Origin of the sequence: Paraburkholderia sp. MM5482-R2 (genome assembly GCF_050436125.1) — a bacterium.
Classification (GTDB): Bacteria; Pseudomonadota; Gammaproteobacteria; order Burkholderiales; family Burkholderiaceae; genus Paraburkholderia; species Paraburkholderia tuberum.
Genome location: NZ_JBNDLP010000003.1, coordinates 2914996 through 2933155 on the forward strand (window position 1 = coordinate 2914996; position 18160 = coordinate 2933155).

18 protein-coding genes are annotated in these 18160 nt (G+C 60.7%); 7 read left to right on the top strand and 11 right to left on the bottom strand.

The genetic code is table 11. The annotated features are described in order from the left end of the window. Positions 1 to 4: 4 nt before the first annotated feature. From OKW37_RS35320 to OKW37_RS35355, 8 genes are all read right to left on the bottom strand, one after another. Entirely contained in the window at positions 5 to 778 is a 774-nt protein-coding gene (locus OKW37_RS35320; RefSeq protein ID WP_429403701.1) for a 3'(2'),5'-bisphosphate nucleotidase CysQ, read from the bottom strand. Further along, entirely contained in the window at positions 775 to 1284 is a 510-nt protein-coding gene (locus OKW37_RS35325) for a VOC family protein (RefSeq protein ID WP_184050336.1), read from the bottom strand. Before OKW37_RS35325 ends, OKW37_RS35320 begins: the two co-directional genes overlap by 4 nt. Next, positions 1284 to 2474 carry a sulfotransferase family protein gene (locus OKW37_RS35330; RefSeq protein ID WP_429403702.1) on the bottom strand — a complete coding sequence of 397 codons (1191 nt, stop codon included), beginning with the start codon at positions 2472 to 2474 and terminating at the stop codon, positions 1284 to 1286. Before OKW37_RS35330 ends, OKW37_RS35325 begins: the two co-directional genes overlap by 1 nt. Before the next feature lie 8 nt (positions 2475 to 2482). After that, positions 2483 to 3649, bottom strand: coding sequence for a DUF1214 domain-containing protein (locus OKW37_RS35335; RefSeq protein ID WP_429403703.1), 1167 nt, complete (start codon positions 3647 to 3649; stop codon positions 2483 to 2485). Then, positions 3637 to 4575: an alcohol dehydrogenase catalytic domain-containing protein gene (locus tag OKW37_RS35340; protein ID WP_429403704.1), complete on the bottom strand. Its 939-nt coding sequence runs from the start codon at positions 4573 to 4575 to the stop codon at positions 3637 to 3639. Before OKW37_RS35340 ends, OKW37_RS35335 begins: the two co-directional genes overlap by 13 nt. 418 nt (positions 4576 to 4993) lie before the next feature. After that, a complete protein-coding gene (locus OKW37_RS35345) occupies positions 4994 to 5803 on the bottom strand; it encodes an ArsR family transcriptional regulator (RefSeq protein ID WP_018425452.1) in 810 nt (269 codons plus the stop codon). Positions 5804 to 6027: 224 nt separating this feature from the next. After that, complete coding sequence (locus OKW37_RS35350) at positions 6028 to 6975, bottom strand: SDR family NAD(P)-dependent oxidoreductase (protein ID WP_260321260.1); 948 nt, start codon at positions 6973 to 6975, stop codon at positions 6028 to 6030. Positions 6976 to 6997: 22 nt separating this feature from the next. Then, the gene (locus OKW37_RS35355; RefSeq protein ID WP_429403705.1) at positions 6998 to 8137 is read right to left on the bottom strand and encodes a phosphotransferase; all 1140 of its coding nucleotides are present in this window, start codon (positions 8135 to 8137) and stop codon (positions 6998 to 7000) included. Between the two features lie 112 nt (positions 8138 to 8249). On the opposite strand from OKW37_RS35355, the gene OKW37_RS35360 reads away from it, so the two are divergent. From OKW37_RS35360 to OKW37_RS35385, 6 genes are all read left to right on the top strand, one after another. Next, positions 8250 to 8747 (top strand): MarR family winged helix-turn-helix transcriptional regulator, encoded by a 498-nt coding sequence (locus OKW37_RS35360; protein ID WP_184061915.1) that lies wholly within the window; start codon positions 8250 to 8252, stop codon positions 8745 to 8747. A 293-nt stretch (positions 8748 to 9040) separates the two neighbouring features. Then, positions 9041 to 10285 carry an acyl-CoA reductase gene (locus tag OKW37_RS35365; protein ID WP_429334412.1) on the top strand — a complete coding sequence of 415 codons (1245 nt, stop codon included), beginning with the start codon at positions 9041 to 9043 and terminating at the stop codon, positions 10283 to 10285. Further along, complete coding sequence (locus tag OKW37_RS35370; RefSeq protein ID WP_429403706.1) at positions 10285 to 11670, top strand: hypothetical protein; 1386 nt, start codon at positions 10285 to 10287, stop codon at positions 11668 to 11670. The genes OKW37_RS35365 and OKW37_RS35370 overlap by 1 nt, the downstream gene beginning before the upstream one ends. 36 nt (positions 11671 to 11706) lie before the next feature. Continuing rightward, on the top strand, positions 11707 to 12558 hold the full coding sequence (locus OKW37_RS35375) for an oxidoreductase (protein WP_429403707.1): 852 nt from the start codon (positions 11707 to 11709) through the stop codon (positions 12556 to 12558). Positions 12559 to 12588: 30 nt separating this feature from the next. After that, complete coding sequence (locus OKW37_RS35380) at positions 12589 to 13953, top strand: hypothetical protein (protein ID WP_429403708.1); 1365 nt, start codon at positions 12589 to 12591, stop codon at positions 13951 to 13953. A gap of 207 nt (positions 13954 to 14160) precedes the next feature. Then, positions 14161 to 14766: a TetR/AcrR family transcriptional regulator gene (locus OKW37_RS35385; RefSeq protein ID WP_429403709.1), complete on the top strand. Its 606-nt coding sequence runs from the start codon at positions 14161 to 14163 to the stop codon at positions 14764 to 14766. 33 nt (positions 14767 to 14799) lie between these two features. On the opposite strand, the gene OKW37_RS35390 is transcribed toward OKW37_RS35385, so the two are convergent. Continuing rightward, positions 14800 to 15264 (bottom strand): PaaI family thioesterase, encoded by a 465-nt coding sequence (locus OKW37_RS35390; protein WP_090810388.1) that lies wholly within the window; start codon positions 15262 to 15264, stop codon positions 14800 to 14802. Between the two features lie 111 nt (positions 15265 to 15375). Here OKW37_RS35390 and OKW37_RS35395 point away from each other — a divergent pair, with 111 nt between their 5' ends. Further along, positions 15376 to 16527 (top strand): NADH:flavin oxidoreductase, encoded by a 1152-nt coding sequence (locus OKW37_RS35395; RefSeq protein ID WP_429403710.1) that lies wholly within the window; start codon positions 15376 to 15378, stop codon positions 16525 to 16527. A 62-nt stretch (positions 16528 to 16589) separates the two neighbouring features. On the opposite strand, the gene OKW37_RS35400 is transcribed toward OKW37_RS35395, so the two are convergent. Continuing rightward, a complete protein-coding gene (locus OKW37_RS35400; RefSeq protein ID WP_429403711.1) occupies positions 16590 to 17285 on the bottom strand; it encodes an SDR family NAD(P)-dependent oxidoreductase in 696 nt (231 codons plus the stop codon). Positions 17286 to 17347: 62 nt separating this feature from the next. Beyond that, positions 17348 to 18142 (bottom strand): enoyl-CoA hydratase/isomerase family protein, encoded by a 795-nt coding sequence (locus OKW37_RS35405; RefSeq protein ID WP_429403712.1) that lies wholly within the window; start codon positions 18140 to 18142, stop codon positions 17348 to 17350. Positions 18143 to 18160: the final 18 nt, after the last annotated feature.

Here is an 18160-nt window from a genome sequence, read left to right on the forward strand (position 1 = left end):
AGAGTCACAGCGCGGCCGCGATGGCGGCCAGCATCGATTCGGCGATCTCACGTCGACATATGAGTAAATCGGGCATCCAGACGTCTACTCCGTTATAGATGCACGGGTTCCCGTCTATGCGGCTGGCGTGAAGGCCAGCCGCGAGCGCGACGCCTACTGGAGCGCACGAATCCCACTCGTATTGACCGCCTGCGTGCAGATACGCGTGAGCCTCGCCACGCAGTACCGCCATTGCCTTTGCGCCTGCCGAGCCCATGGGGACAAGTTCAGCATTCAGTCGCTGGGCGACCCTCAGCGCCAGTTCCGGAGCGCGGGAACGGCTCACCAGAATTTTCAGGCGCCCTTCGGGCGCTGGGGGCAACTCCGGCGGCGATAACGTTCCGAATGTGACCCCACGAGCCGGAAGTGCCACAGCGCAAGCGCGGGGTTCGCCGCAAACCGTCAGTGCCACATGGACCGCCCAGTCCTCGCGCCCCTCGTGTCGTTCGCCATACTCGCGCGTGCCATCGAGCGGGTCGATGATCCATACACGATCGAGAGCTAGCCGCTTTGGATCCGGCGCCGATTCTTCCGACAGAAAGCCGTCATCTGGTCGGGTGCGAGCGAGAATGTCTGCAATCAGCTCGTTCGCCGTGGCATCGCCGACTGCGCCCAACGGTTTGCCCGCAAGCACGGCCGACGCGCGCATCGCGTTCAAGGCGCCGCCGGCCGCCGTAGCGATGTGCACTGCGAGACAGTGATCATCGTCAACCGGAAGCGCCGTGCTGACAGCGTTCATTGGACCGCTCCATTGCGAGGCACCTGTTCCATCGCAGCGAGACCGGCAGGGGTGTACCAGATATGCTCGATATAGTGTCCGAGCGTCCCCCGGTGATCCGTATAGAAGTACCGGGCGGAACCACGGGACTGGCCGTCGATGACGATGGGCACGCCCGCGGCAGCCATTTGCTCACGCTGTGTTTCGAATGCCGCTTCGCTCTCGATCAGCTGCGCTATGTGATGATGGCGAATCGCGAAGCCGTCTCGCGGCAGGGCATCGCGATACACGCGGTCGTCGCCGCACAGCGGCTCGATCAGTTCCAGCTGAAGCGACCCGACGAACGCGAGCGCGATGTTCAGCTTGCAGCGACGTCCCGCGATGGACTCTATTTCAATACCCGGCAAGCGCGCCCACGTCGGCACCTTCTGTTCTCTGCGAAAGCGCTCAATTGCCTCGTCCACATCGGTGGTGACGTACGCGATCTGCAGAAAGCCGGAAAACGGGGAAAGCGACGGCGTTTTCATCAGTGCAGTCCATAGGTGGTCATATAGCGGGAGAAGCGCTCCCTGATCGCTGCCGGTGCAAGGCCGAATTCGTCCTGCGCATATCGATGCGCGCCATAAGCGCGTTCGGGACTCTGCTTGACGCGTCGGCGCATCGCTTCCATCGTTTCGGCGGTCAGTCCGAAGCCGAAGTGGCCGTAGATACGCGTCATGGTGCCAATCGGATCGGCGTGGAAGTCGGCCTGCCTGATATCGAGGAACTGCCGGTTCGGCAAGGACGCGCGCGCCGCAATTGCCGCTTCGCTGGCGCGCGCCCAGTTATCCAGTTCGCGCCTGCCGATCTCGTGCCTGTCGACCTGCTCGCCCTCAGAAATCCGACGCGCCATCGCCAGCACGCTCGCGAGCGAAGGCAGCGCCGCCACCGGATCTCGATGTGTCTGTACCACGCATGCATCGGGAAAGACCTCGAACAGCGCGGGTAACTGCATCAGGTGTCCGGGATTCTTCAGGAGCCACGTCTTTTCGCTGTCGCGCGCACCGATGAGACTGATCGTCTTTGCCAGGTAACGATATGCAGGCAATTCGCTCTGTTCACGCCACCAGCGATCGTATTGAGGTACACGGAACGACGAGCCCCACAGATTGCTGCAAAAGCCCTGCTTGAGTATTTCGAGGCATTCATCTACCTCGTCAGCCACGATATTGTGTGCCGCGCGCATCTCTGGCGCTGACCTGAAAAAGGCCTCGAGCCCGGCCGCGGTCGCCTGGAACTGAACATGGCTGGTCCACGTATCGCGCGGAGGCCGCGGCTGCGGAAAGACGGTCAGCCATTTTTCCAAACCCTGAAATTGTGGATCAACCGAAAGCAGCTTGTGCAGCGCGGTCGTACCGGTTCTCGGTATGCCGGTGATGACGAGTGGGCGCCGCGGCGTCCGCGACAACACGTCGGCATGCTTGCGCAGCCCCTCTACCAGCGTCAGGCGCGAAACCAAAGCACCGACAACAGCATTCCACGCAAATTCCCGTCCGCCCGGCGCGAAGCGTGGACCATCTTCGTCGAGCGCGTTCAAAAGCTGTGTCAGGCCCGGCCTGTACTCAGCGCTGGAGCCGAAATCCGTCAGGCCAGCGGCAGCACTCGCGCTCGCGTGAAGTTCGTCCTCCGCACCCGTGAATCGTTTCGATACTGACATCTGTTGTCTCCCGAAATCCATTCTTGTCGCTACCACCGCCGTCTCAACTGCGCACCTATGCGTCTCTCGCGCAGAAGTCTGCCGCGCTCGCTCGCGTCTATGAAGCGAGTTCCTGCCGGCAAGTGATTGCGCAACTCGCAAAGCCGCACACGTTTGAGTGTCGGAACTGGTTCCGAGCTGCACCCATACCATCTGCCTATCGCAGTCCCACGATTGACGCCGCATGTATCCAGCCAGTTCAGGACACCGGGATCGCGATGAGCAATCACCGCGCGAAAATGGCCGTCGTCGTCGACGTGTGCCTGATGCCCATTGAGGCTGCTTTGGTGATCGATATAGTCAAGCGCGTTGAACAGTGTGTCGTTCAATTGCACGTTCCAGTAGCGGCGCGTCTGCGGCAGCGCGGTTTCGAGAATGAGCGCTTCGTCATCACCGAAATCGAAAATGGCCTGCCAGTACGCCTGCTTCGCGAGCCCACCGCCGAAAGCGAAAAACTCGAACTCGTTCACCTTGATTCGCGTGCGCAGTTGCTGCATATGGGTGAGCCAGCGACGTGACAAACGCTCCGCGTAGTCCATCAACTCGCCGGTACGCCTCGCGATCTCCTCGTGGCCCATCGACGGCTTCAACAGCGGGGCATCGAGGCACTCGATAGCGATTCGCGCGTCGCGTTCCCTTCCCCATGCATACGAGCGCTGGCGCAGCATGGCGAAGTCAGCCTCGCGATGCAGCTCGATCCAGTTGCCGTCGTACCCGGCAGGACGCCGCGCGCTCAACAAAATTTCGAAGCTGCCGTCATCGCCAATTTCTACGTCGTCGAGGTCGAACTGACCGAGCGGCGGTTGGGCTTCATCGGTAGTGCCCATGATCCCGCGGCCGAAGTCGAGCGTCAGCAAATGCACGCTGCCGCGCTCTCCGACTATCCGGTATCGCAGGTCTCCTCGCAACGGTGCGACGAAATAGGTATCGTCGGGATTCGGCTGCAGCATGAAGACTGAGTTAAGGAAGGGCAGCCAGTCAGGATGAAACGGATCGGATTGGAAGTAGATGAAGTAGGCCAGCGAAAGATTCATCTGAAACTGCCGATACAGCTCCGCGCGTGTTTGAGGATCGCCGGGTGTTTCAGTCAATTCGAGCAGACTGTCCGCGGTTGCCAACTGGGAGAGATAGTCGCGCCAGGATTTCAGCTCAGCCATGGATTCACCATTACCTTGCATTGCGTCGAGCGATTGCGCAGAGCCTCAAACATCTCGGGTAACGCGTCGAGAGAGACGCGATCCGTGATCATCGTGCGCGGTTCGACACAGCCCGCGTCGAACACGTTAGCGACATGAGTGAACTCTTGCATACTGTAGGTGACAGCGAACTGAATTCGCACTTCCTTCCACACCGCTACTGCCGGGATAAATTGATCTGGCACCGTGCAGAAGCCGAGCACTACGACGTCACCCCGCGGCTTGACGCAATGAATCGCCTTCGCAATCAGATCCTTTTGCCCTGCGCATTCGAAAACGACGTCTGGTGAACCCTTAAGAGCTTCGCCAGCCAGCGCCGCCAGATCCTGCCCCTCCTCCGGAACTATGAACTCGTCCGCACCCATGTGCCGCGCAAGCGCTTCGCGCCGCAGTGAGGAAGCGGTGACGACGATGCGTCCGGCGCCGAGGCGGCGGGCCCAGAACGTCGCCGCGAGCCCGACGGGACCCGCACCAATCACGAGCGCTTTCGCACCCGGCGTGAGTTTTGCCAACGCAACGCCGTGCAAGCCAACCGCCATTGGTTCGATCAGTGCGCCGTCCTCCATGCTCAACGTCTTCGGGAGCCTGGTCGTTACGCGCTCGGTCACGACTGCATACTGAGCGAACCCGGCGGCGGCGCCCTTGAAATGCGCGCAAAAGTTGGGCTTGCCGGATAGACAAGTCGCGCAGTGCCCGCATCCGACGAACGGCAGCGCGGTAACTGGGTCGCCAACCTTCAGCTTCTCTACACCCTTTCCCAGGGCAATCACCTCGCCAGCGAATTCGTGTCCAAGTGTTGAATTTTCTGGAAGCGTGAAATGCGGAGCGTGCCCATCCGTCATGTGAAGATCCGATCCGCAAATACCGCAGCGGTGAATCTTTAGCACGACTTCTCCGGCTGCTGGACTGGGATCGGCAACACTCCTAACTTCCAGCGGCAAACCTACCCTCGTGAAATACGCGGCTCTCATCGCTCGGATCTCCGTTTGGCGTGAATGTCCTGCTCGTCACCAACATCTGTAAATCTACTTTACTGGGAAAGTATCTCGGTTAATCCAGGTGTTTGTACCGAGCGAGCACGAGAAGACAGCGCTCCAATGCGTTGCCGCGGAGCTATCGCTCGGCAAGATACCGTTGTGGGGGAGTGGTGATTGCCACCGGATGCGTCGGAGGCAACAAAAGACGCAGAAGAAGGCCCGCTAAGAACGCTGGCCTGTGACTGGTCTTGCGTCTTGCGCGCTTGTTGCCAGCCGAGATGGCGATGAGTTAGGCGTTGCTATCGAGACGGTGAGCACCGCAACTATGTCAGGCGCGCTCGGCACTCCGACGTGCAGCCTCTGCGTCTGCGAACAGATGCAGTTCCCGCAACAAAATCGACAGTGCCGCTCGCCGCTCAGGCGTCATATGACTGGATGCCACCCAGTCGGTGCCATACGTCCCCTCATGGAGAATGTTCGTTAAAACCTTGCGCGCCCGTGACTTCATTCGCACGAGAATTCCACGCCCATCCGCCGGATCCGGCAAGCGCTCCACCAAGCCGATCTGCTCAAGTCTGCTGACGCACTTGGTGATGCCGCCGAGCGTCATCGCCAGCGGTTTTTGCAGCTGCGTTGGAGACTGGGTATAAGGCGGCCCTGAAACCAGCAGCGCGTCCAATAGCAATAGTTCGGCTGCCAGCAGGCCCTGACTCGCAGCGGCTTCCTTGAGCGCCCGGTCGATGTGCGCAGATAGCCGTAGAAGTCGTTGCCCGATCAGATAGATGTTCGCGTCCTCCGCTGGCCACTCGCGCGCCCACACTGCGGCCTGTTGGTCCAACGCATCGCCATCTTCGGGGCATGCTGACTTCTGCAACGCTACGCATTCCGTCAGGAATTGTGCTTCAGCCTGAGAACGTCTCGAATAGAACGCCTCGCCATTGTTATCGACAGCAACGTCGATCCAGCCGGCCTCGTCAAGCGCATTCAGGTGACGCGTCACCCCCGCACGTGACATGTTCAGTTCACGCGCCAATGCGGCTGCGCTTTGCGCCCCCTTGCTCAGCAGCGCCAACAGTTGTCGTCTGGAAGCGTCCGCTAATGCGGCAAAAAGCGAATCTGCGGCCTTGCGAGCAGTCATGCCATCATCGATCGGTGAAGACCCTCGCCTCTCGGATCGCAAAAACGCGTGCCGAGCAAAGGGGCGATTGGCATGAACCGCAATTCGACGGCCATGCCAATGCCAGACAGGTGCCGTTTCCTGTAACGCGGGTCAAATTCGGCCCCGCTAAGTTACCAGAAAGCCAGGAAAGCACAGCGAAAAGTGACGCTTTGCTGCCCGACGTACCCCGCCCGATACGGTGGCTATTGCTGGACCAGATCGTACGCCGCAAGCGCCGCAATCTGCGTCACGCCACCGTCCACGGGTAAGCACGTGCCAGTAATGAATCGCGATTCGTCGCTGGCGAGAAACAGCGCGGCGGCCGCGACGTCCCATGCATCTCCCTCCAATGGGAGGGGCGCGATCTTGCGGCGACGTTCGCGAGCCTTATCGTCAAGCATGCTTTCCACCATTGGCGTAAAAATATGCCCCGGAGCAATCGCGTTGGCACGAACCTGATCGCGGCCGTACATCACCGCGAGTTCACGCGTAAAGCCGACCATTCCCGCCTTTGACGAGCCATACGCGGCCGACCCGTGGCTGCGGATGCCTGCGACCGAACCGATGTTGACGATGGCCCCGCCCCCCCGCGCCACGATCTTCGGCACCGCACTTCGGCTCATCAAGAACGCACTTTTCAGATTGACGTCGATCACACGGTCCCAGGACGCTTCGTCGACGTCCTGCAATCTCCCCGGCGCGCCTGAGATACCGACGTTGTTGATGAGAATGTCCAGACCTCCATACCGCTGAACGGTCTCTTCGACAATGCGCGCACAGACAGCGCCGTCCGTGACATCGCCGGTCGATACGAACGCTCGGCCGCCCGCTTCCGTGATCAGCGCGAGCGTTTCCGCCGCCCGCTCGTACTGCTGATCGACGAGACAGACGGACGCGCCCTCCGCCGCAAAAAGGCAGGCAATGGCCTTACCCGTGCCAAAACCCCGACCGAGCGATCCTGCGCCGGTCACGATCGCGATCTTGCCGCTTAAACGTTGATGAAAGATTTTCGGAACAGGCATGCTGTAATCGGTCGATGAAAGTCGATTGTCATCTTGAACGTTCGAGCGAGCACTTGCACGTTCAAGCCATAACTCGCCAGGAGGCTGCCGATGGTCGAGCTTAGTCTCGCCAGGCCAATAATGCAACATACGGTTGCATTATTGGCCTGGATCATGTCGATTCGCGCACCGTGCCGTGATCCAACAATGCCGCGCCAAAGCGTGCCGCATACGCTGTGTTCACTGCTTCGGTCTGGAAGCGGGTTTCGTTAATCGCAAAGATGAAGTATCCATACGCGAGATCGCGTCGATAGTCGTTCCACGCTTCGTCGAAATCGGGCGCCTCGACCCCGCCAATCGCCAGTTGCGAAAGATAGTGTTCGAGCAGCGACCGCTCCCATGAGCGACGGTCCTCGATATCGAGTGCGCACCCTATGTGATAGGCAACCTCGAGGCTCCAAGGCGCCCGACTGACCTGGGCATCGAAAAAACCTGGCGTCCCGTCAGCTTCGACGTACAGATTTCCCAGATGCGTATCGCCGTGAATAAGGCATACCGGTTTGCTCTTATGTTCGCGCGCAATGCGCGCGAGAGATGCCATCATCCAGTCCCGATCGTGCAGATACCGGCTTACTGCCGCTCCTCTCGGCAGCGAGATGTAGTGGGCCCAGACGTCCGGTTCGAGGTATCGGTTCTGGTATTCCAGCGACCAGTCCGAAAAGCGCTCCCCCACCCATTCGAGCCGACCGCCCTTGTCGAACTCCCGGCTGTTCCATGTTTGCGCGTGATAGCGTGCCATCGCACTCAACCGTAGGGCGACTTGTTCGTAGCCCTGCGATTGCTGGGCACGGCAAAACTGAACGTTACGCTCGCTCAGGTCCTCCATCACGACGACCGATTGCCAGGCGTCAGGATCCGTGCCTGCAAAAAAGCATCTAGGCGCGTTCATGTTGATGAACGGTAGAACGTCGCGATAAAAACGCATTTCGTTGCGATACATGTCTCTCATCGAAGGACTGTGATCCTCGAAACCGCCCTTTACGATCATGCGCGCCGGCAGCGCCATTGCCTGTCCCGCGTCGTTGTACTCGAGTGCGACGCGTACCTTGGTCGACGTACCCGCCAATACCGCCACGTGCCTGCACGAAGTTACTTCGGCGCCGGGAAAGCGGAACGCGATCGCGGAGCTTAGCCACTTTGCGGTCACTTCCCCAACTGCGACAGGCAACGCCATGTCACTTACCACATCAGATTCCGACAAGGTTCCTCCCGAAGATTGCAAACAAAAAGACGCGTGCGCATCGTCGCGCATACCTGCTCCCCATCGCAACATGGGGAAAACCACACCTCGCCTATCGTTGCATATTTTGAATGCCGTGCATATAGTTGCTTGCAAATGCAGCTACTTTTTTGGCAGGAAATCGATGAATCTATCCGACTCCGTCACGCTCGAGCGAGAACCGGCTGGCGCCGAACTCGCACAGAGAATTGCGCCAGAGGAATACCGTACTGAAGATAGTGTCGCGTTCAAGATGAACCTGGTTCATCTTCTGCTTGGCGCGGAAATCGACGCAAAGCTCGCTGCGAGCGAGCTTTCAGCAATACAGTGGGGAATCCTGAAAGCACTGTACGACGGACGTGCTCGCACACCTACTGCCTTGTGCCGGGTGCTGCTCGCTGACAGCAGCATCATGACCCGCAAGCTCGATTCGCTTGAAAAAAGAGGATTGATCGAACGAATTCGCAGCACTTCCGACCGACGCTGTGTCGAGCTCACACTGACTGAAAACGGCCGCCAGTTGTTGCGCGGAACCCTGCCGCACATCGTCGATGCAAGCAATCGGCAGCTTCGCGGCTTCACGGTCGAAGAAGTCCGAACCGTCAAACATTTACTCGATCGGATGATCGTCAATCTGAGCTGACTAGCGATAGCAAGCTCGGAATGGACCAGCGTCTGCGCCGCAAATTAACGCGTATCGATATTTGAAAAGGAGCTTTTATGGAGCACCCCGAAACAACGGAAAGGCAACGCGGGAACCCGGCGCAGGAGCCCAGCCTCGTGCCGCTGCCGGTTCCTCACGTATACCGCGGTCGCACTGTCACCGGAAGCGCCATCAGGCACGTATCGCGTGATCTTGGCCAAGGTTTCTGCACGCCCAGGATCGACCTTGACGACCTCGTGTGGCCGCGAGCTGAGTCAGGCCCCGCCTTCGATATGCCGATTGCGAAGGTTATCGACTTTCTTGTCGAGCTGGGGCCGCGTTTGCATCTGGACGTCAATCCGCTGATGCAGGCCGCGCTCGAGTCAATGATCAAAGTGAGTCCGCTCGGGCGACGGATTCTCGAAAACTGCTATCGCGACATTCCCAACCTTTTCGCACGCGAGGTGATCGAGGACGAGTTGCGCGTAAGTCTTGGCGACGCGCGCCTCGTCGACGGTTGGGTGGCACGCACGCTGCGCGGGCGCCCGAGTCGTCTGCGCGCGTTTCCACCACGCCTCGTACATGTGCTCGCAGGCAACTCGCCGATGGTGGCAGCCATGACGGTCATGCGCGCGGCGCTGACGAAAGGCGTCCACCTGCTCAAGCTGCCTTCGAACGATCTTTTCACGGCCACTGCAATTCTGCGCACGATGGCCGACATCGACCCGGATCATCCCGTCACCCAGTCGTTTTCGGCTGCGTATTGGCGCGGTGGAGACGAAAATGTCGAGTCGATTCTTTATCGTCCGCAGTACTTCGACAAGATTGTCGTATGGGGCGGCGACAGCGCGGTTCGGCACGTGATGCGCTACGCTGGCCCCGGGCTCGAGCTGGTCGCGTTCGATCCGAAGGTATCTATCTCGCTGGTCGGCCGTGAAGCCTTTGCATCCGACGAGGTGCTGCGCGACGTCGCGCGTGCCGGCGCAGCCGATGTGCTGTCGTTCAACCAGGACGCGTGCAATGCGAGCCGGTATCAATTCATCGAAGGCGACGAAGACGACGCCGACCGCTATGCCGAGCAACTGGCGCTGGCACTCGGCCAGGACTTTCGCTATGGCGACGGCCAGGGCCCGCTGGTGCCCAGCGACATTCGCGAAGCGGTTGATGTGCTGCGTGAGATGGAGCCGCTCTACCGGGTGTTCGGCGGATACGACGGCAAGGGGCTCGTCATTCGCTCGGAAGAAATGGTCGATTTTCATCCCATTTGCAAGACCGTCAACGTCGTTCCCGTGGCAAGCCTGCGCGACGGTGCGCGCTATGCGACCGTCGCCACGCAAACGGTCGGCATCTATCCGCCGCACCGGGTCACAGAGGTGCGCGACGCGCTCGCGTGCGCTGGCGTGCAACGCATCGTGGCGCTGGGCGAGTCTATTTCAGATGGGGTTGGCGGCTATCCGCATGACGGCATGTTCCCGATCCATCGATTCATGAAATGGGTCTCGGAGGAATCGGGCCCGAATCCGGAGGAGACCCAATAATGCAAGCCCTTTCCACGCTGCTTCAACTCACGGATCTTCAAGACCCCTTCCGCAACGCGCCGGAAAGCCTCCATGCCGCGCAACTGCAAGCCGTGCGCGAGCGCTTCGCGCAGCGCCGGCAGCAGATTCGCATTCTCGACAAGCGAGCCAGCGAAGCCGGGGTGACGGAAGTGAAGAGCATGAGCGACGCCGTGCCATTGCTTTTTGCCGACTCCGTCTACAAGAGCTATCCCGATTCGTTCATCGAGCAGGGAAAATGGCGCCACCTCACGGCGTGGCTTCAAACGCTCACAACCCGCAAGATCGACGGACTCGACTACGGCACGATCGCCGATCTCGACGACTGGATCCATGCGCTGCGTCGAAACGGCCACTACGTGATGAGCTCGAGCGGGACCTCGGGCAAGCAGTCCTTTATTTACCAGAGCGAAGCCGACCGCGATCTCGGCTGGCGCCTCCTCTCCCAAGGCATTCGCTGGGCGGCGAGCGGCATGCGCGATCCGTCGCGTCGCTATCCCGTGTTCCTTCTGACGCCCTCCTCCGGCTCTTACACCGGAACGGAGCGCATGGCGAAATTCGCCGAATCGATTGCGATGCCGGGCGACCTTCATTACATGTCGGATGTGCCGCAAAGCGCCGCGCACACCACGCGCATGGCGCGCATGCGGCGGGCCATCGCGGACGGCACCGCGCTCCCGAGTCAAATCGAAGCCTTCCAGAACGAAAGTCGAGAACGCAGCGAACGCGTACAAGCCGATTTCCGGCAGTTCATCGACCAACTGCTCGAACGGCGTCACGAGCCCATGTTCATCATGGGCATGATGGGCATGCTTTATCAGATCGTCGCCACGGCGCGCCAGCGTGGCATTCCCGACGCCGACTTTCACCCCGACACGATCATTAGTATCGGCGGCGGCAAGAAAGGTGCGAACCTGCCAGAAGATTTCCAGCAGCAGTGCGAGCGCTTCTTCAACTTCAACGCGACCAACTTCAACGACGGCTACGGCATGGGCGAAGTATCGGGCTTTTGCCCGTGGTTTCACGAAGCGAAGGCGTGGACGGTCCCGCCCTGGCTCGTCCCGCTGGTGCTCGACTCGACCGGCGAACAACTGCTTAATCCTGCGGACGGGAAAGGCATCGTCGAGGGACGGCTCGCCATGATCGACCTGCTCGCGGATGGGCGCTGGGGCGGCGTGATCAGCGGCGACAAGGTCACCGTGGAGTTCGGTCACGGCATCGACGGCGTGCGCACGCCCATCATTCGCGACGTGGTGCGCTACAAGGATTTGCCCGGCGGCGACGACAAGCTGTCCTGCGCGGGAACGATCGACGCCTACGTCCGCGGAGAGATCGCCGACATGACCGAGGCCCGGACCGCCAACTAAATCGATGTTTGCTACTCATCTGAAGGCCAATCGACAATGACTGAAACACAGACAAGCCCAGCCGTGTGGCTCATTACCGGAGTTTCGTCCGGCTTCGGCCGCTCGCTTGCGGAAGCGGTCCTCGCTCGCGGCGACAAAGTGGTCGGGACCGTTCGGAATGACGCACAGATCACGCCGTTCGAAAATCTCGCACCCGGACGCGCGCACGGTGTGCTGCTTGACGTGACCGACGCGGCAGCCGTGCCTCGCGGCGTCGAGCAGGCCATCGAGCGCGCGGGACCGATCGACGTACTCGTCAACAATGCGGGCTACGGTCTGTTCGGCGCATTTGAAGAGGTCTCCGACGCGGAAGCACGTCAGCTGTTCGATACCAACGTGTTTGGAACGGTCAACGTGATACGCGCCGTACTGCCTCATTTTCGCGAGCGCGGCCGCGGTCATATCGTGAACTTCTCGTCGGTCGCGGGCGTGATCGGCATCGCGGGCTGCAGTTTCTATTGCGCTTCGAAGCATGCGATCGAAGGGCTTTCGGAATCGCTCGCTCGTGAACTGAGCCCGTTCGGGATTCGTGTGACCGTGGTCGAGCCGGGCGGCTTCCGCACCAATTTCGCGGGCGGATCGCTGAAGTGGAGCGAGGTCGAATCACCCGTCTATACGGAGACCGTGGGCAAGATGCGTCGTTACATGAGCAGCTATCACGGTACGCAAACGGGCGATCCGGCGAAGGCTGCCGACGCCATCGTGCGCGCGGTTTCCGCAGACGTGCCACCGCTGCGGCTACCGCTAGGTCCGGACGCCGTCGACCTCGTTCGGAAGAAACTTTCGTCCGTGCAACACGACCTCGAAGCCTGGCTCGACGTGTCGAGTTCCACCGACTTCGACCACTGACGCCTGGCAACTCATAGCCCTGGAGACGACATGTCCGCTTTGGACCCGTTCTACGCAATGCTGCGCGGTGAAAGCGACCCGTTTCGCAAGCACCCCGAGAACCTTCGCGAGCTTCAGCTCGCTGCCATGAAAGAGCGCTTCGCCGAGCGCCGCGAACAGATCAGGCTACTGCGTCGCAGAGCGGAAGATGTCGGCGTCAACGAGGTGACCCGCCATGAAGATATGGTGCCCCTTCTGTTCGCGCATCAGATCTACAAGAGCTACCCCGAGTCATTCATCGACAACGGCCGCTGGAAGCATCTTTCGGCATGGCTGCAAACGCTATCGAGCAAACGGGTGGCCGAAGTCGATCTGGACGGCTTGGACAACGTCGACGCATGGATGGACCGTCTGCGCACAGCGGGACACCATGTTTTCAGCTCGAGCGGCACATCCGGAAAGTGCAGCTTCATCAGTCAGACGCAAGCCGATCTCGACAATGTCACCGAGTCGTGCGTGAAGCTGGGCGTCTACGGCAACGCAATGATCCGAAGAGATTTCGGCAAGCGCCCGGCTTTCCTCATGATGCCGCCTGCCGGCGCGCATCGGCATATCGAACCGGTACTGAACGCAGCGCAACGGCTCGGCGCGGAAACCACGCTGATGTTCGACGAACCGGTGCTCGCCTCCGCAACGATTTCGATGGGCCGCATGCGCCGCGCAATCGCCGACGGCTCCGCGAAACCAAGCGAGGTCGCGGCGTTTCAGGAGCAGGCGGTGGCGCGCCAACGTCATACCGGCAAGATGATCGACCGGTTTCTCGACAAGCTAACCGCGCAGCGCGAAGTTCCGGTGCTCGTCCAGGGCAACTGGTCGTTGCACTGGACGCTCGTCGAGCGCGCCCGTCAGCGCGGCAGCGCCGACGGCATCTGCCATCCGGAAACGGTAATCACCACCGGTGGCGGCTTGAAGGGCACCTCGGCCCCCGCCGACTATCGGGAGCAAATCATCCGCTTCTACGGTATTCGTGCCGAGAACATCCAGAACAGTTATGGCATGTCCGAGATGATCGGAACCGGCCCCTGGTCGGAAGTTGCGCAGGGCTATGCAATCTGCCCGTGGATCGTCCCGTTCGTCCTCGACAAGGCGGGAGAGCAACTGCTGAATCCTGCGGATGGACTGGGCGTCGTTGAGGGGCGCTTCGCGTTTTTCGATCTGCTGGCCGAAGGATACTGGGGTGGTTTCATCACTGGCGACAAGGTCGTGGTCGACTTTTCACCGGCGGGGAACACCGACGGCCTTCAGGGGCCGCTGGTCCGTCAAGTCGGCCGCTATGCCGATCTCGAGGAAGGCGAAGACAAGCTCTCGTGCGCAGGCACGATGGAGTCGTATGTACGTGGCATGATCAACGTTTGAGCCCTGCTGCGCGCGGTCCGAGCCCAAGGGGGCGCCATTACTGGCGCCCCCTTGGGCTCGTGAGTATACTGATGTCCTGATTCCGACATCAAACACTCCCCGATGTACAAACCTATGTCAGTTCAGGCTCCCAACGGAGCCTCGCGGCTCGCTGCAGCGGACAAACCTCGAACGGCTGGCCGGCCCACCCACGACGATGCGGTTCAGTTGCGCGAGCGTCTGCTCGAAGCCGCCAAATCCGTGTTCATCAGAGAAGGTTTCGGCGCCGCCAGGGTCGAGGAAATCGCATCGCTGGCTGGCGTCAGCAAAACGACCGTGTATCGCCAGTTCGGCACGAAGGAAGAGCTTTTTCGCTCCATCGTCTGGCGCGGGATGGCCGATCTGCGGGGCAAGATCTCGGAGCACCTGGAACCGGGCCGCGATTTTTCGACGAACATGGCATCCCTTATCGATGCGCTCGTCGAACACATGGCAATACCGGACAGCATGCACACTTCACGCATGGTCATTGGCGAGGCGATTCGCTTTCCCGATGTCGCAAAGCAGTTTCTGCAGTTCGTGGTGACGATGCTGGAGCCGCTAACCGGCGTTCTGGAAGCCGCCGCGCTCAGCGGCGTGATCGCCATCGACGATCCCTCGAACGCGGCGCGCGATCTTCTCACACTGGTCACAGGCGCGCCCGAAGTGCACCTCGCGGTTCAGACCACTCGTTCCGAACGGAAACGCCGGGCTGAGCGGATTCATCGGCTTCTGTTGACCGCGTGGAGGTACCGTGCGGCACTGGATAAGGTTCGAGCCCGGTCAATGCCGTAACGTTCGCGCGGCCATCCAGGTCTCGCCGACGCACTAGCTGTCAATTTCACCCATCACCTGGAATTGCCCCGACGCCTGGGCGATGCATTTCGCATTCGCCCAGATCCGGCAGTCGGAGAAAATCACGCGCTTTCCCGAACGTAGAACGTCGACGTGTGCTTCCACCCAGTCGCCCGGCTCCGCGTTCCCCATGAAATTGACCGTCAAGCCCGTCGTCAACACCCTCACGGCCGGTTGACGCGAATACTTGCTCGCCCACGTGATGGCGGTGTCTGCCAGCATGCAAACAGCGCCCCCGTGCATCATCTGGCCAAGGTTGCGATGCGCTTCGCGAACGTACATGCCGACGACGTGTCCGCGTTCGCTCTTGCGAAAGTAGGTAGGTCCGAACATCCGATGGAAGGGACCGAACTCCGGCATCAACGCAAAGCCCTCCGGGATGAGCTTTGCGCCGCTCTCTTCGAGCGCGTCTACCGCCAATGAGTCTGCTTGCTCCAATGCAATCCTCCTGTTCAACGCCGCCTGCGAGACGGCGCCAATATCTGCTTTTTCATCGATAGAACATAGCGTATCATTATCCGCACACAAGTCAACTATGTGAATGACCCAATGGATACCAATTCGCTCTTTTCGCCCCTCGCCGTGCGCGGGGTCACGCTTGCCAACCGTATCGTCATGTCACCCATGACTCGCGGCTTTTCGCCGAACGGATTGCCCGGTAGTGACGTCGCCGCCTACTACAAGCGGCGTGCGCAGGGCGAGACAGGCCTGATCATCACGGAAGGCGTTGGCGTCGATCACCCGGCGGCGCTCGGCGAAGCCGGACTCGGAGAAAATTCGATTCCCGTGCTCGCCGGAGAGGAATCAGTTGCCGCGTGGCGACGCGTGACGGACGAAGTTCACGCTAGCGGCGGAATCATCTTTCCTCAGTTGTGGCATATGGGACCCATGAAAGAGGCGAATACGGGCCCCTTCCCGGCCGCCTCGCCACTGCGCCCATCGGGACTGTGGGGACCGGAAGGACGAATGACATCGCTCAACGCAGGTTACATGGAGCGCGTCATGCCGCCAACTCGCCCGATGACCGACGCCGAGATCGCGGACGTCATTGCAGCCTATGGTCGAAGCGCGCGCTTAGCGACGGCCGCCGGCTTCGATGGCATCGCGATTCACGGAGCTCACGGCTATCTGATCGACGCTTTTTTGTGGGCGGAAACCAATCAACGCACGGATCGATGGGGCAAGGATCTCACGGCGCGCAGCCGCTTTGCCGCCGAAGTTGTCCGCGCAATCCGCGAAGCGATCGGCGCGACGATGCCGATCACGTTCCGCTTCTCCCAGTGGAAGCAGCAGGATTTCCGCGCGCGTCTCGCCAACGACCCGCACGAACTCGAGCACATTCTCGCGCCGCTCGCGGATGCTGGCGTCGACATCTTCGAGGCGAGCACCCGCTATTTCAACCGGGCGGAATTCGCGGGCTCAGAGATGAATCTCGCCGGTTGGGTGAAGAAGGTAACCGGCAAGCTTTCGATGACTGTTGGTGGGATCGGCATTAACAAGGGCTACTACGATTCAATGGCCGGGGCCGCGACAGCGGCGCAGCCCGACCTCACTGCCCTCCTCGATCGCTTCTCACGCGGCGAGTTCGATCTTGTCGGCGTGGGACGCTCGCTTCTGCATGATCCGAACTGGGCGCGGCGCGTACGGCTTGGCGAGCCGTTCCTCGGGTTCAGCAACGACTCGCTCGCACACCTCACCTGAAACGCGATTTGCAGTCGGCGCCGTTGACTCCGGCGTCAACTGCTATTTCCGGTTCGGGATCTTTACGTACGCCCGGTGACAGGAATCAACGCACCGGTCACCCCCGACGCGGCGCCAGACGCGAGAAAGAGAATCACCTCGGCAATTTCTTCAGGCCGTACCCAGCGGGAAAAGTCAGCGTCGGGCATATCCTTGCGGTTCTGTGGCGTATCGATGATGCCTGGCAAGATAGCGTTGACGGTAATGGAACGGCCTTTGAGTTCTTCGGCCAGCGCCTCAGTCAAACGCATCACCCCCGACTTCGAGGCCGCATACGCTCCCATGCCCGCGCCCGCCTTCAGCGCAGCGCCGGCTCCAATATTGATGATGCGTCCGCCCTCCGCGCTGTCGGCAATATGGTCGAGTGCCGCTTTCGACGCAGTCGCCGCCGTGCGCACGTTCGTCCGGTACATCAGATCCCAGGTGTCGAGACTGCCGTCCGCCAGCGTTTCCCAGCGAAAGCCTCCCGCTACATTGACCATTGCATCGAGCCTGCCAAGCTGCTCGACGACCGCGGAGAGCGCCGAGCGCGCCGCATCGAGATCAGTCAGCTCGACGCCTCCTCGCCACCAGGAAGCGTGCAGCTGCTCCGCGCTCGCGTTCTCCGGCACGAGCGCCTTGTCGATCAGCGCGACCTTCCAGCCATTCTCGGCAAACACGCGACCAACCGTGCGCCCAAGCGTGCCGAATCCACCCGTTATCGCCACTACCCGTTGCATGTGCATCTCTCCCTCGCCGCGCCCGGCGCCGCCTGTACCGCTGGCGTCGGACACTGTAAAGCTCAACGTCCCTTGAACACCGGCTCGCGTTTCTCGCGAAACGCGTTGACCGCCTCTTGATGGTCTTCCGTCAGGTTCGACAGCGCCTCGTATGCAATCGACGCGTCGAGAATGGCATGCGCAAGTTGCTTCAGGCCGATGTTGATCGACGCCTTGGTCCACTGGATGGCGCGCGAAGCGCCGGTTGCGAGACGCTTCGCCATCGCGTCGACCACGGCATCCAGCTGGTCGGCCGGTACGGCATGATTGATGAGACCCAGTCGTGCCGCCTCTTCCGCGGTGACGAGATCCCCCGTCAACAGGTATTCCTTGGCCTTCGCATAGCCCACGAGCTGCGGCCAGATCACCGCGCCGCCATCGCCCGCCACGAAGCCGACTTTCACGTGCGGATCGCCAATCTTTGCATGATTGGCCGCGTAGCTCAGATCCGAGAACAGCGCGATCGTCGCGCCGAGACCAATTGCATGACCGTTGATCTTGGCGATGACCGGCTTCGGACAATCCAGCATCGAGAAGACAATTTTCTTTGCACGCTGCATGCCTTCGAGGAACAGCGTGGGGTTGTCGATGACCTGCTGCATATGCTCGATATCGCCGCCCGCGCTAAATGCCCGCCCTGCGCCCGTCAACACCACGACACGGGTCTCGACGTCCTCGGCGACATCGAGAAAAAGCCGCGACATCTCGATGTCCATTTGCTCGTCGAACGCGTTCAACGTTTCCGGGCGGTTGAGCGTAACGGTCAAGACGCCGCCTTCGCGTTCGAGCAATAGCGCCTGATAGTCCGAAATATTCATGGCTAACCTGTTCACAAT

Coding starts and splice junctions, on each gene's coding strand:
- OKW37_RS35355 (WP_429403705.1), bottom strand. CDS start 8,137: ATGCGCGACGATGCGCACGCGTCTTTTTGTTTGCAATCTTCGGGAGGA.
- OKW37_RS35380 (WP_429403708.1), top strand. CDS start 12,589: ATGTCCGCTTTGGACCCGTTCTACGCAATGCTGCGCGGTGAAAGCGAC.
- OKW37_RS35330 (WP_429403702.1), bottom strand. CDS start 2,474: ATGGATTTCGGGAGACAACAGATGTCAGTATCGAAACGATTCACGGGT.
- OKW37_RS35365 (WP_429334412.1), top strand. CDS start 9,041: ATGCCGATTGCGAAGGTTATCGACTTTCTTGTCGAGCTGGGGCCGCGT.
- OKW37_RS35320 (WP_429403701.1), bottom strand. CDS start 778: ATGAACGCTGTCAGCACGGCGCTTCCGGTTGACGATGATCACTGTCTC.
- OKW37_RS35370 (WP_429403706.1), top strand. CDS start 10,285: ATGCAAGCCCTTTCCACGCTGCTTCAACTCACGGATCTTCAAGACCCC.
- OKW37_RS35375 (WP_429403707.1), top strand. CDS start 11,707: ATGACTGAAACACAGACAAGCCCAGCCGTGTGGCTCATTACCGGAGTT.
- OKW37_RS35325 (WP_184050336.1), bottom strand. CDS start 1,284: ATGAAAACGCCGTCGCTTTCCCCGTTTTCCGGCTTTCTGCAGATCGCG.
- OKW37_RS35395 (WP_429403710.1), top strand. CDS start 15,376: ATGGATACCAATTCGCTCTTTTCGCCCCTCGCCGTGCGCGGGGTCACG.
- OKW37_RS35335 (WP_429403703.1), bottom strand. CDS start 3,649: ATGGCTGAGCTGAAATCCTGGCGCGACTATCTCTCCCAGTTGGCAACC.
- OKW37_RS35405 (WP_429403712.1), bottom strand. CDS start 18,142: ATGAATATTTCGGACTATCAGGCGCTATTGCTCGAACGCGAAGGCGGC.
- OKW37_RS35350 (WP_260321260.1), bottom strand. CDS start 6,975: ATGTTGCATTATTGGCCTGGCGAGACTAAGCTCGACCATCGGCAGCCT.
- OKW37_RS35360 (WP_184061915.1), top strand. CDS start 8,250: ATGAATCTATCCGACTCCGTCACGCTCGAGCGAGAACCGGCTGGCGCC.
- OKW37_RS35400 (WP_429403711.1), bottom strand. CDS start 17,285: ATGCAACGGGTAGTGGCGATAACGGGTGGATTCGGCACGCTTGGGCGC.
- OKW37_RS35345 (WP_018425452.1), bottom strand. CDS start 5,803: ATGACTGCTCGCAAGGCCGCAGATTCGCTTTTTGCCGCATTAGCGGAC.